Origin of the sequence: Vibrio nomapromontoriensis (assembly GCF_050337205.1) — a bacterium.
Taxonomy (GTDB): domain Bacteria; phylum Pseudomonadota; class Gammaproteobacteria; order Enterobacterales; family Vibrionaceae; genus Vibrio; species Vibrio nomapromontoriensis.
On the sequence record NZ_JAKJSS010000008.1, the window covers coordinates 59,025 to 72,515 of the forward strand.

At 44.2% G+C, this 13,491-nt stretch carries 11 protein-coding genes; 8 read left to right on the forward strand and 3 right to left on the reverse strand.

Going from position 1 to position 13,491, the window contains the following annotated elements; all coding sequences use genetic code 11:
• Positions 1 to 156: 156 nt before the first annotated feature.
• On the forward strand, positions 157 to 2,343 hold the full coding sequence (locus L4D05_RS08135; protein ID WP_428793605.1) for a TRAP transporter permease: 2,187 nt from the start codon (positions 157 to 159) through the stop codon (positions 2,341 to 2,343).
• A gap of 8 nt (positions 2,344 to 2,351) precedes the next feature.
• Positions 2,352 to 3,578 (forward strand): L-2-hydroxyglutarate oxidase, encoded by a 1,227-nt coding sequence (gene lhgO / locus L4D05_RS08140; protein WP_428754277.1) that lies wholly within the window; start codon positions 2,352 to 2,354, stop codon positions 3,576 to 3,578.
• Between the two features lie 201 nt (positions 3,579 to 3,779).
• Here the strand turns inward: lhgO and L4D05_RS08145 are convergent, their stop codons facing one another.
• Positions 3,780 to 4,397, reverse strand: coding sequence for a DUF6198 family protein (locus tag L4D05_RS08145; protein ID WP_428793606.1), 618 nt, complete (start codon positions 4,395 to 4,397; stop codon positions 3,780 to 3,782).
• Between the two features lie 332 nt (positions 4,398 to 4,729).
• Here L4D05_RS08145 and L4D05_RS08150 point away from each other — a divergent pair, with 332 nt between their 5' ends.
• Both L4D05_RS08150 and L4D05_RS08155 read left to right on the forward strand, forming a co-directional pair.
• On the forward strand, positions 4,730 to 5,329 hold the full coding sequence (locus tag L4D05_RS08150) for an acyl carrier protein phosphodiesterase (RefSeq protein ID WP_428793607.1): 600 nt from the start codon (positions 4,730 to 4,732) through the stop codon (positions 5,327 to 5,329).
• 299 nt (positions 5,330 to 5,628) lie between these two features.
• Positions 5,629 to 6,717 carry a ketoacyl-ACP synthase III gene (locus L4D05_RS08155; protein WP_428793608.1) on the forward strand — a complete coding sequence of 363 codons (1,089 nt, stop codon included), beginning with the start codon at positions 5,629 to 5,631 and terminating at the stop codon, positions 6,715 to 6,717.
• A gap of 90 nt (positions 6,718 to 6,807) precedes the next feature.
• Here L4D05_RS08155 and L4D05_RS08160 read toward each other — a convergent pair whose 3' ends face one another.
• Complete coding sequence (locus tag L4D05_RS08160; RefSeq protein ID WP_428793609.1) at positions 6,808 to 8,511, reverse strand: FAD-dependent oxidoreductase; 1,704 nt, start codon at positions 8,509 to 8,511, stop codon at positions 6,808 to 6,810.
• Positions 8,512 to 8,732: 221 nt separating this feature from the next.
• Here L4D05_RS08160 and L4D05_RS08165 point away from each other — a divergent pair, with 221 nt between their 5' ends.
• The 3 genes from L4D05_RS08165 (at position 8,733) to L4D05_RS08175 (ending at position 9,948) form a co-directional block, all read left to right on the forward strand.
• Positions 8,733 to 9,011 carry an ArsR/SmtB family transcription factor gene (locus L4D05_RS08165; RefSeq protein WP_428754283.1) on the forward strand — a complete coding sequence of 93 codons (279 nt, stop codon included), beginning with the start codon at positions 8,733 to 8,735 and terminating at the stop codon, positions 9,009 to 9,011.
• Positions 9,012 to 9,096: 85 nt separating this feature from the next.
• Complete coding sequence (locus L4D05_RS08170; RefSeq protein WP_428793610.1) at positions 9,097 to 9,513, forward strand: YeeE/YedE family protein; 417 nt, start codon at positions 9,097 to 9,099, stop codon at positions 9,511 to 9,513.
• Positions 9,514 to 9,519: 6 nt separating this feature from the next.
• The gene (locus L4D05_RS08175; protein WP_428793611.1) at positions 9,520 to 9,948 is read left to right on the forward strand and encodes a DUF6691 family protein; all 429 of its coding nucleotides are present in this window, start codon (positions 9,520 to 9,522) and stop codon (positions 9,946 to 9,948) included.
• A 177-nt stretch (positions 9,949 to 10,125) separates the two neighbouring features.
• On the opposite strand, the gene L4D05_RS08180 is transcribed toward L4D05_RS08175, so the two are convergent.
• Positions 10,126 to 10,992, reverse strand: coding sequence for an endonuclease/exonuclease/phosphatase family protein (locus L4D05_RS08180; protein WP_428793991.1), 867 nt, complete (start codon positions 10,990 to 10,992; stop codon positions 10,126 to 10,128).
• Positions 10,993 to 11,310: 318 nt separating this feature from the next.
• On the opposite strand from L4D05_RS08180, the gene nrdD reads away from it, so the two are divergent.
• Positions 11,311 to 13,431: an anaerobic ribonucleoside-triphosphate reductase gene (nrdD, locus tag L4D05_RS08185; protein ID WP_428754287.1), complete on the forward strand. Its 2,121-nt coding sequence runs from the start codon at positions 11,311 to 11,313 to the stop codon at positions 13,429 to 13,431.
• The last annotated feature ends 60 nt before the right edge of the window (positions 13,432 to 13,491 follow it).

The following is a 13,491-nucleotide window of genomic DNA, read 5'->3' on the forward strand; positions in this document are numbered from 1 at the left end:
GGAGTTACCACTGGCTACAGACATTCTGTCAGTGGTGCTGCTTCTTACTAGCTAATGGCGCGACAATGCCTTCGCGTTCGTTGAAGGCATTCCTTAAATACGTGACCTTAGATTCGTGAATAGTTAGGAACAGAAGCCGATAGGCTGGAGTATGTCATGAGCGATACCGTTCAAAAGGAATTGCAAAAATTTGAGCTGCCGACTCGCAGTGATTTTCCATGGGTAACCACCACGATCACGGTGTTTGGTGTCGTGCTGTCTTTACTGCATATTTGGTTTAATACGTTATCAACGTTACCGGAGCTTTGGATTTCTGCCACGCACTTCGCTGGGTTCGCTGTGATATGCAGCCTTTGGTATCCTGCTCATGTATCACTGAAGTCCAGTAAAGCAGCGCTTGTGGTTGATGTCTTTATCGCGCTGGCTGCCATTGCCTGTTTGTTGTATATCCCTTATGCCGAAGATGCACTCTACGAGCGTGGCGTTAAATTTGTCACCAGCGATTGGGTATTCGCCATTCTAGCGATTGTTATCGTAATTGAACTGATACGTCGAACGATGGGATGGTTTATTCCAATTCTCATTGTCGTTTGTCTAAGTTACGTTGTGCTGTGGGGGCAATGGGCAAGCGGTATTTTTCATTTCCCCGGCTTGAGTATGGAAACCTTGTTATATCGGAGTTTCTATTCGTCTGAAGGAATGTTTGGCGCAATCTCGCGTATTAGCTGGACGTTCGTATTCATGTTTATTTTATTTGGAGCGTTTTTAGTTCGTTCTGGTGTGGGTGACTACATTATTAACGTCGCTCGAGCGGCAGCCGGAAAGATCATTGGCGGGCCGGGGTTTATTGCGGTGATTGGTTCGGGGCTAATGGGCTCGGTTTCAGGATCAAGTGTCGCTAATACGGTTTCGACAGGGGTAATTAGTATCCCGTTAATGCAAAAAGCGGGGTTTCCTTCTCGATTTGCGGCTGGAGTAGAGGCCGCTGCATCGACTGGCGGACAATTGATGCCACCAGTCATGGGGGCGGGTGCGTTTATTATGGCGTCTTATACTCAAATACCTTACGTGGATATTATCGCCGTCTCTTTTGTTCCTGCGTTGATCTACTTTTTATCCGTTGCGTTCTTTGTGCGGATAGAAGCCAAACGTAGCGGCGTTCAAAAAATTACCACGAGTGAAGTGCCTTTATGGAAAGTCTTGATATCAGGCTGGCACAATTTGATTCCACTCGCCGTTCTGGTGACATTGCTGGTGCAAGGCTTTACACCAACCTATGCCGCGGGCATCTCCATTCTTTCAGTGGTCGTAGCATCGTGGTTTTCTAAAGACCATAAAATGGGTCCGAAAGCGATCATTGAAGCGCTGTCACAAGGGGCTAAGAATATGGCGACTACGGCGATATTGCTTGTGGGTATTGGGCTGGTAATTAATGTGATCAGTACCACTGGCATCGGCAATACGTTTTCTTTGATGATAGACGGTTGGGCAAGTGGTAATTTGTTGATCATGCTGGTGTTGATTGCGCTAGCGTCTTTAGTACTTGGTATGGGGCTTCCAGTGACGGCTGCGTATATTGTGCTTGGCACCTTGTCTGCGCCGGCATTGTACAAACTCATTGCAGAAAATCAATTGTTTGAATTGATGGTGTCGGGACAACTGCCCGAACAAGCGAAGGCCATATTTATGTTGGCGGCACCAGAGCGTTTACATTTACTCAATGCCCCAATGCCCATAGAAACGGCGAAAGAGCTAGTAGCGTTAGTTCCCGCAGACTTTGTGGAGACCTTATTAGAGCAAAGTATTGGAATGGAAGCGGTTGGGCTAGCGTTGCTCGCAGCGCATTTGATCATATTTTGGCTTTCTCAAGATAGTAATGTTACACCGCCAGTGTGCTTAACGGCTTTTGCTGCTGCAACAATCGCGAAAACGCCACCTATGCGAACGGGTTTAACTGCTTGGAAAATTGCCAAAGGCTTATACCTTGTTCCCTTACTTATCGCGTACACAGGTTTGGTTAGCTGGGATGTGATGTCGGTAGTGAGTGTTGGGTTCTTTGCCATCATTGGTACTTACGCGTTAATTGGTGCGATTGAAGGATACCTAGAAGGCCCGTTAACGGTACTGTTGAGAGTCGTACTTGTGGCGGTAGGTGTTTGCTTAGTTTGGCATGATCTTCCTATACTCGTTCGTGTGATTGCATGCGGTGTATTTGCATTGGTTTTTATACACAGCAATCGCGTATTTAAAAAGGAGAAAATGAAAGGTCAAAGTAATAAATCTGAAGACACGAAAGCTAATAACAGTAAAGCACAACAAACGAAATCGGTATCAGCATCTTAAGGGGTAACATGGACACGGAATATGACTATGTGATAGTTGGAGGTGGCATTGTTGGTGTGTCGACCGCTTGGCAATTGCAGCTGCGATACCCTGAAAGTAAGATCTTATTGTTAGAAAAAGAGACGGGTGTTGCTCAGCATCAAACGGGTCATAACAGTGGTGTTATTCATGCAGGCGTATACTATCAACCGGGCAGTATGAAAGCTGACTTTTGTAAGCGCGGTGTAGAACGAACGTTGGCATTTTGTCGTGCTCACGAGATACCAGTAGAAAATTGCGGTAAGTTATTGGTCGCGACGAACGCCGTAGAGCAACAACGTATGATGGCGTTATATGAACGATGTCAGGTGAATGGCATAGAGGTAACCTTGTTAGACCAAGCGCAACTCAAATTAGCAGAGCCCAATATTACTGGGTTAGGCGCTATCTATGTTGCAACGACTAGCATTGTTGACTATCGGTTGGTGACGCAGCAGTTGGCTGTGGAATTTGAGGCGAACGGCGGCATCATTCAACTCGAAACCAAGGTGACTGAGCTTGTGGAATGCGATAACCAAATAATCATTGGTTGCATTAAAAAGGATAAGGCTCTGACGATGACTAGCCAGTTTTTGATCACCTGCAGTGGCTTGATGGCAGATAGAATGACGCAGTTGCTTGGAATCAAAACGGATTTCCAAATTATCCCTTATCGTGGTGAATACTATCGCTTAGATAGCCGTCATAATAGGGTGGTGAATCATCTTATTTACCCTATTCCAGATCCAGATTTACCCTTTTTAGGAGTACATTTAACACGAATGATTGATGGCTCGGTCACGGTAGGACCCAATGCAGTACAAGGTTGGAAGCGAGAAGGCTACGGCTCTGTGAACCTTAGTGTGCAAGACACTTGGCAAATGCTGACATTTTCCGGTTTCTGGAAAGTGACAAGAAAGCACATCAGAACAGGACTCACTGAATTCAAGAATTCCTGGTGGAAAGCAGGGTACTTGAAAGCGGTGAATAAATATTGTCCGAGCATTACGGTCGATGATCTTAAACCTTATCCAGCGGGTATTCGTGCGCAAGCGGTCTTATCTGACGGCACGCTTGTTCATGACTTTTTGTTTGCAGAAAGTGCGAGAAGCTTGCATGTCTGTAATGCACCATCCCCGGCAGCAACATCCGCTATTCCAATCGGGGAGTATATCTGTGACAAGGTCACAAACAAACGTAAAAATAGCGAGCTTTAAGACAAGATTGTCATTCTGTCCGACATAAGCCATAAAGAATGAAGTGACATGTGAGCGGCTTGAGGTTTGGTGACCACAAGCCCTTTACAGTACCTATATCCTCGCCGTATCTATATTCTTGTCGGTACCTATCCTCATACAGTAACCATTCCTTCACGGCCGCTATTGGTATGAATTTTATCAGTTCGAGTGCTATTTGTGTTAAGTCTGAGGCTTAGCCGAAACCGCAGCTTGATAGCGGCCAGGCTTGTGGTTCATGGCAAGAATAAGGTTTGTGGTAATTGCTCCCAAGATAGACAGTGCAATTAATGACAAGTCAACGATGAAGAAAGACAGAATCACGATGGAGCAATCGAGCGCCATTTGAACTTTACCTGCACGAATGCCAAAGCGATCTTGTAGAAATAGTGCAAGAATATTGAATCCACCTAAGCTCATTTTGTGTCTGAAGATGACGAGCATGCCGATACCAATTAAACCACCACCAATAATCGCGGCGTACAGGGGTTCAATATGACTGATTTGAATAACATGATGTAGATGGTCAACTGCAAATGAAACGATACTAACAGCGATAAAAGTGTTAATGGTAAATGGCCAGCCCATTCGAGTTGCGGAGAGTAGGTAAAAAGGTAGGTTTAGCGCGAAAAATACCTGTCCAAACGTAAATGCTGATACTTTAGTAATGAAAATAGCCAGACCCGCAGTCCCACCGGTGAGTAATCCTACTTGGTTGAAAAAAATGACACCAAGTGAAACCAATGCACTACCGAGCAATAACGCTAGTAGGTTTTCTCTTAAGCTATGATCCTTATCCATGTTAATGCATTCCTTTGTTAATTTGAGCTTATGTTAGCTTTGTGTTCGTCGGTTTGACTGCAATAAGTAGCCAGTATATAGCGTGTTCAACATGCTCCGATGGGTGGTTTCCTTGCCACTAGCGCGGATATTATGTTTTCACGAAGGTTGGGATAGTAGCCTTGCGTAGTAGATGTCGTCGAGGTTCTGCCGTTAATTAGCATTATGGAAAGTGTTGCGAAACCTTTACAGGTAAGTGATGCGGACAGCAAAGCTCTTAATCTATTACGGTTTACATTGAATAAACGCGCAGTAGTAGCCACACTGTTTTAAAGTTGAATAAAAGGAACCGGATGAATTTTTTAGCGCACCTCCACATTGCCGATCACTGTCATAGTAGTTTACTAGGAAACTTGTTGGGCGATTTCGTTAAAGGCGATCCAGCAAAAATCTATGGCGTTGAGTTAGCTAGTGGAATCCGGTTACATCGCAGCGTGGACTCGTACACCGATAATCATGACATTATTAAGCAATGCAAAGCGCTATTTGCACCAGAAAAGCGCCGCTTTGCCCCTATAGCGTTAGATATGTTTTGGGATCATTGTTTAGCGAAACATTGGCAGCATTATCATGTCATGCCGTTATGCGATTTTGTTGATAATGCATATCGCGACGTTACTACACCACAAGAGGTGGATGCCGCGCCATTGCCGGAACGTTTTCTACGCATGAGCGAATTTATGTGGCGTGATAGGTGGTTAGAATCGTATCAAGAACTGGAAAATATCCAATACGCCTTGGAAAGGATGTCGCAACGTAGCCTAAGGATGGAACCTCTTGCCGAATGTGGTGTTGACTTAGAGTTGAATTACCAACGCCTCTCGAATTTATTTACGGAACTCTATCCTCAAGTGCTGCTGCATGCGCGATATTTCTCACAAACTAACCCCTAACGTGTTAAGTGAAAGTCATTAGGGCTGCGATATGGTTCGCGATTGTTTATTGGTAAGACCTGTTAATATCCAGGTCTTATAATCAGGTGTGGATAGATTTTTGCTTAATTATCATCCGATTTTGTCATGCGCAAGCTTGCTCAATCTGTTTTAAATATAGGTTTGAATGGGTTGCATTTGTTGGGTGAATGGTTGGTGAGCGACACGGTCCACAAGCATTGTTTGCATTTGCATTAACAATCAAAATGTTGTGATATGATGGAAAAATTGCTTAATGATTCAATATAGATAGGTACAGAATGACAGCTTATTATGCCGAAATCACTGGTTGGGGTAAGTGCCTTCCACCAGCAACATTGACTAACCACGACCTAAGTACGGTAATGGAAACTTCTGATGAGTGGATTCGTTCTAGGACTGGGATAGAAACTCGTCGTATTAGCCACGTTAACACCTCTGATATGGCTACGGTTGCAGCGCAACATGCGATGGCATGCGCTGGTATTACGGCAGAAGACGTTGATCTGATTATTGTAGCCACTTGTTCACCAGACTCATTGATTCCAAATACTGCTTCTCGTGTACAACAGAACTTGGGTGTTCCGGCTGCGGCGGCGTTTGATCTAAATGCGGCATGTACGGGTTTTGTTTACGGCTTAGAAACCGCGACTAAGTTGATTCAGTCGGGTAACTACCGTCACGCGATTGTTATCGGCGCTGAGCGTTTGTCTTTCTTCCTTGATTGGAGTGAAAGAGATACCGCTGTATTGTTTGGCGATGGCGCAGGTGCTGCGGTATTAAGCCGTACAGAAAGCAAAGTGGGTCTGCAAGACGCGCAAATAGGCTGTGACGCGAAAGGGCGTGACATTTTAGCTGTGCCGAAGTTTGGTACGTCGATGGATCGTTTCGCGGCGGATAACGGTTATTTTGAGTTTGATTTTGTTGGTAAAGAAATCTTTAAGCGTGCAGTAAAAGGTATGGGCGCTGCTGCGAATACCGTATTGTCTCGCTCAAACTTGACCAAAGAAGACATTGATGTGGTGATCCCTCATCAAGCGAACATTCGCATTATTCAAACCTTGTGCGATCTGTCGGGCATTGAACGCGAAAAAGCATTTGTGAACATTCAGAAGTATGGCAACACGTCTGCGGCGACAGTGCCTATTGCGTTGTGTGAAGCGGTAGAGCAAGGGAAAATCAAACCCAACGATGATCTGCTATTAGCAGCATTTGGCGCTGGACTAACTTGGGGTGCAGGACACATTAAATGGGGTGAGCGTGTTACGCCAATTAATAGCAGTGAAGCACAGCTGCCAGCGTGTGAACAATCTGCTTTGGAATTGATGGCTACCGCTATCGAGCATTGCCAGAACAAGCCTGCTAAATAATTAACTGAGAACTCAGTACAAAAAAGGAAGCCTCGGCTTCCTTTTTTCTTATCGTTTGGTGTGTTGTCTAGCCATAAGAATAATTGATACTTATAGTGAAGCAAATTTATAAGTACGGTAACCACCAATAAGGTTACGAGCTTTAAAGCCACTATTAACCAGCTGACGATAGGCGACGTTACCGCGTAACCCAACTTGGCAGTAAATAATGATCTCTTTGTCTTTCGGTAGCTCATCCATACGTTGACGAAGTTGGTCCACGGGGATATTGATTGCACCGTCGATAAAGCCGACATTCTCGAGCTCACTAGGGTTACGAACATCCAACAACACTTGTTCGCTTGTCAGGTTATCTATCTCATCAAAATGAATCGGTGTTGCATCACCTTTAAGTATATTGTTGGCAACAAACGCGGCTTGGTTAATGACATCTTTTGCACTGCCATACGGGGGAGCGTAAGTCAGTTCAAGGTGTTGAAGTTGCTCTACTGTCATGCCTGCGCGCTGCGCGACCGCAAGAACATCGATTCGCTTATCCACACCATCTTTACCAGCGGCTTGAGCTCCAAGAATTTTGCCTGTTTCCGGGCTAAAAAGCAGTTTTAGCGACACAATTTCAGAACCAGGGTAATAACTCGCATGACTGGCCGTATGAACGTACACTTTCTCATAGCGAATACCTTCACGTTTTAGTACTTTTTCATTTTTGCCTACAGATGCAACGGCTAAGTCGAAAATCTTAACGATAGCGGTACCTTGTGTACCCTGATAGCTTTCATTACGTCCAAGCATGTTGTCTGCCGCCATACGTCCTTGACGATTTGCAGGCCCTGCGAGTGGAACAAAGCCTGGCTTACCAGTGACGAAATCTTTGTCTTCTATGGCATCACCAACGGCATAAATAGCAGGATCACTGGTTTGCATTGTGTCAGAAGTGTAAATACCACCAAAGTCACCAAGTTGTAACCCTGCTTCTTTCGCAAGGCTTGCTTCTGGACGAACACCGATAGCCATAATGAGAATGTCGGTAGTCAGTGTCTCGCCACTATTAAGAGTAAGTTCTAGTTCACCCTGAAGATGCTGATCTTCATTCAATTCACCTGCATTTGCGTCAGCCACTTGCTGATTGGGTAAGTAGTTAACGGATTCAAGTGCGACACCTAAGCGTAGGTCGACACCATGTGATTTGATCTCGGAATGAGCAAAGCCTGCCATTTCCTTATCAACCGGTGTCATAACTTGGTCTGCCATTTCAATTAACGTGGTTTTGATACCAAGCTGGTGGAATGCTTCCATCATTTCTAAGCCGATAAAACCGCCGCCAACGACCGTGGCATGTTTGGGTTTATTCATCTGAATAGAATGTAGAATTCGGTCCATATCGGGGATATTACGCAGAGTATGCGTAAGGGGGTTATCAATACCCTTGATAGGTGGAACAAAAGGGGCAGCACCGGGGCTCAGTAATAGAAAGTCATACGATTCAGTATATTGACTTCCATCGACTAAGTTTTTAACCGACACGGTTTTATCGCTTCGGTTGATTGAAGTGACTTCATTCATGACACGAACATCAACATTAAAGCGAGCTAAAAAGCTTTCAGGAGTTTGTAATAGTAGTTTGCTACGATCCTGAATATCCCCACCGACATGGTATGGTAAGCCACAGTTCGCGAAAGAAACAAAAGGTCCACGTTCGAACATCACGATCTCAGCATCTTCACTTAAACGTCTTGCTCGTGCCGCGGCAGACGCGCCTCCTGCAACACCACCTACGATTAATATCTTAGTCATACAATACCTCTGTTCATTTTATTTAAAGCTAATCGTGCTAAATAGACGATCTTGCCGTCAATTCATTTCAGTTGCGATTACTATAATGCTATAAATTAGCAATGTCTAATTTATTTTAGTCTAAATTCACAGATGCTAATTAAGTGTTGACTAAAATAATGGGTGCGTAGATAATTAACTAAATCATGACACGTGGGGGTAACAACGTGGATTTATTGCATATGAAAGAACGCGTAACGGATGTTGCAGAGGTACTGAAGACGCTATCGCATCCAGACCGTTTGTTTGTGTTGTGCCAGTTAGTTGATGGAGAGCAGGGGGCTGGTCAATTACAAGCGAATTCAGATCTAAGCCAATCTGCGTTTTCACAACATTTAGCGGTGTTAAAGAAGGCGGACTTAGTCTCTTCAAGAAAGGAATCACAACATGTTTACTACGCACTCAAAGATGAGCGTGTTGTGGGACTTATTAAACAGTTGCATACGTTATATTGCCACTAGTTACAGGACATTGAAGTTGATTTAACTTGCAGAATTTTTGATGAATTTTGCAACTTAAATCATTTTTATGTTTAAAGAGGTCATTATGGAGTTTACCTTCCCTTGGGCATCGATGCTCGGTGGTATGTTACTTGGGCTATCCGCCGCACTGTTATTGTTATTCAACGGCAAGATTGCTGGAATAAGTGGCATTGTTGCCCGAATTTATCAAGTTAAATCGGGCGATACCAGTTGGCGTATCTTGTTTGTGTTAGGCATGGTGGTTGGAGGTGTTCTATCAGCAAAACTGTTGAATGTTGCGCCTGCTGAGATGGTTGTGTCTACGCCATTAGTTTTAGTCGCTGGCTTGCTCGTCGGTTTGGGAACTAGGTTGGGTAATGGCTGCACCAGTGGGCATGGCATTTGCGGAATGGGCCGTTTATCAAAGCGTTCTATTGTCGCGACAATGACCTTTATGGTCGTTGCAATGGCAACGACTAGCGTTATGTTACACGTACTATAGGAGGCAATGATGCAACGTATTATCTCACTTATTAGTGGTTTTTTGTTCGGTATCGGCATGATTGTCTCTGGTATGAGCGATCCTCAAAATGTGATGGCTTTTCTGGATATATTTGGTCACTGGTCTCCTGACCTCGCTTTTGTGATGGGCGGCGCATTGATGGTGTTTGCACCAAGCTATTGGCTGATTATTCGTAAGGAGGAGAAGCCAGTGTGTACTGATCAATTCTGCGTTTCAGATGATAAGAAGATCGATGCTCAATTGTTAACTGGGTCTGCTTTGTTCGGCCTCGGCTGGGGTATCGCGGGCATTTGTCCTGGACCTGCTATCTCGTCAATCGCCAATGGCAGCATGGGTATTGTTGGCTTTGTGGTTATGATGCTCGTCGGAATGTTTATTGGCGATGTTTTGTTGTCTAAACGCAATAATAATTAGGCATTTGGCGAAAGTAAGACGGTGTGGCTCGCTCTGATGTGGGGCTGATAAAGGCTTGGTTTAATCACCAAGCCTTTTTATTTGTTAAACAACCCATTGATGTTAGTAGGTTCTGCCCGCCCATAAGTTATTGCAACTGTGGGTACGAAAGGCTCGCCATAGATACCGGTGTGGCGGCTAATACAGCGTCACGCTAATAGGGCAATGGTCGCTCATGTTAAAAGACAACACGTCTTTGGTCGGCATTGTATTCTGAATAGCCGGGGAGGTACGCAGCGATGGACTCACTATGATATGGTCGATCAGTGAACGGAACTGATGGGTGCGATTGGGGTTTTTGTTGGATTGTACCTTACAGCTTGCTTTAGTGGATTGGCTCGTTAATCTTGGGCTGTAAGTGAGACCACTGATCATCTGGGCCCACAACCAATCTCCGCGATACGCTAGATTATGGTTGAAATCGCCGAGCAAAATATAGTGTTGTCCTTGCTGCTCAACTTGTTTAAGCCAATTATTGATGGCTTTACCCTGACGTTGGAGTTGTTTGCATGACGATGTTGAGGAGTATTTCCCGCTGCACCCCGCCTTAAGATGTACAGAAAGCAGCTGAATTTTTTCACCTTTATAGGTTAACGTCACTGCAGAAGCAAATCGCAGTCGATTTCCTTGAGTAAGAGGAAAGTCAGGGAGGTCTTTGACTTGTAACGTGTCGCGAATAGCAAAGCCAGTATATTGGTTTATCTCATTAAACTGGTGTTTATGGTTATGGGAAAGCGCTCGGTCAGAAAAGTAAATGGTGTACTCGTTTCCCACTACTTTTTGAATAGCGGCGATGGAGTCTACCTCTTGGAATGCCAGAATGTCGGGTGACACTTGCTTTAAATGGCGTGAGAGTGCTTGAAAATCGGCATCGGTTCGTTTGCTCTGTTCGAACCGGTTGGAAGGGGTAAGAGATAGCCACTCTATATTCCAACTCGTAACCGTTAATGCGTGCGTAATTGTAGGAAAAATACTTATAGCCACGACGCAAGTAAATTTCGTCATTTCATAACAGATCGTTCTAAACATCGTCCTTGCCATTTCTAAATAATCGTCCAGCCAATGTGCCGTAAGCGATGCCAAAAGATCAACATAAAGTTGGCAAAATTTGATGAAAATTCGCTGCAATTTATTAACTGGGATCAAGCTCATCAGATTGAATCCTTCTTGTTCACTACCTCATTTTACTTGATCTAAATCAATACTTTTAGTTTGCACTTCTCGTTAAATACACCACAATATATTGTGTCAGAATCAATCGTAACACCCCCATATAGTGTATTTGTGGATAAGTCTGTGAATATTGAGGGGATAGGAGAAAGGGTGAAAACAATCGTAATCAAAAGAGACGGCTCTCGTGCTCCGTTTACAAAGGATCGTATAGAAGCTGCCGTAGTAAGAGCAGCAGAACATGCAGATAAAGCGCTTGAACTCTATGCGGCTAATGTCGCGATAGCAGTAGAGCTTAAACTGCAGGATTGCGAAAATGTAGACATCCAAGAGATCCAGACTCTTGTCGAGAACGAATTGATGCAAGGTCCATATAAAGGACTGGCTCGTTCGTATATCGAATATCGTCATGACCGTGATTTGGCGCGCGAGAAAAAAAGTGCGCTGACCAAAGAGATTGAAGGTCTGATTGAAGAAAGCAATGCCGACTTATTAAACGAAAATGCGAATAAAGACGGCAAGGTTATTCCAACTCAACGTGACTTGTTAGCGGGTATTGTCGCGAAGCACTACGCGAAAACACGTATTTTGCCACGTGACATTGTACAAGCGCATGATGAAGGTGATATTCATTATCACGATCTCGATTATGCACCGTTTTTCCCGATGTTTAACTGTATGCTGATTGATCTGAAAGGCATGCTGACTCATGGGTTTAAAATGGGTAACGCTGAGATCGATACCCCTAAATCGATTTCTACTGCGACTGCGGTTACGGCTCAAATCATTGCGCAAGTGGCAAGCCATATTTATGGCGGAACCACTATTAACCGTATCGATGAAGTGCTTGCTCCGTATGTAAAGACCAGTTATGACAAGCACCTTGAAATTGCTAAAGAATGGGATATTCATGCACCTGAAGAGTTTGCGATCAAGCAAACTGAAAAAGAGTGTTACGACGCTTTTCAATCTCTAGAATATGAAGTGAACACGTTACATACCGCAAATGGTCAAACTCCTTTTGTTACGTTTGGTTTTGGTCTTGGCACAAGCTGGGAATCAAAATTGATCCAACAGTCTATTTTGAAGAATCGTATTGCCGGCCTGGGTAAGAATCGCAAAACGGCGGTTTTCCCTAAATTGGTGTTTGCTATTAAAGATGGTTTGAATCATCAAGCGCAAGATCCACACTATGATGTTAAACAGCTAGCATTGGAATGCGCGTCAAAACGTATGTACCCAGACATTCTTAACTACGATAAAGTTGTAGAAGTCACGGGGTCATTTAAAACTCCGATGGGCTGCCGTAGTTTCTTAAATACTTATGAAGAAAACGGTGAATTACAGCATGAAGGCCGCAACAACTTAGGTGTTGTTAGCCTCAACTTGCCACGAATTGCAATCAAAGCAAATGGTAGTCTCGATAAGTTCTATGAGCTACTTAATGACCGCATGACATTAGCACGTCGCGCGTTAGAAACACGTATTAGTCGTCTTGAAAAAGTAAAAGCTCGTGTGGCACCTATCCTTTATATGGAAGGGGCATGTGGTGTTCGCTTGAAAGCGGATGATTCCATTGCGCCGATTTTTAAAAATGGTAGGGCATCTATTTCACTAGGCTATATCGGTATTCATGAAACGATGACAGCGTTGTTTGGTACTGAAGTGCATATGTTTGATGACAACGACATCCGTGATAAAGCGCTTGATATCATTAAACACATGAAAGAAACCGTGAAATCGTGGGCAGAAGAAACAGGCTACGCATTTAGTCTTTACGGTACGCCGAGTGAAAACCTATGTAGCCGATTCTGTCAGATTGATACCAAAGAATTTGGTGTGATTGATGGGGTAACTGACAAAGGTTACTACACCAACAGTTTCCACTTGGATGTACAAAAGACGGTTAACCCATACGATAAGATTGACTTTGAAATGCCGTATCCTGAAATATCGTCAGGTGGCTTTATTTGTTACGGCGAGTTCCCGAACATGCAGCGCAACATCGAAGCGTTAGAAAACGTTTGGGATTACAGCTATAGTCGAGTGCCTTACTACGGTACAAACACGCCAATTGATGAGTGTTACGAATGTGGCTATACCGGTGAGTTTGATTGTGCGAGTAAAGGCTTTACTTGTCCTAAGTGTGGTAACCACGATTCATCTAAGGTATCCGTCACACGCCGTGTTTGCGGTTATTTAGGTAGCCCGGATGCTCGCCCTTTCAACTTCGGCAAACAAGAAGAAGTGAAACGACGCGTAAAACACTTGTAGTAAAACCAGCTAGTAGCGTTGAGCGCAGTGCCTGTCGTGATACTGCGTCTAACCTAACGA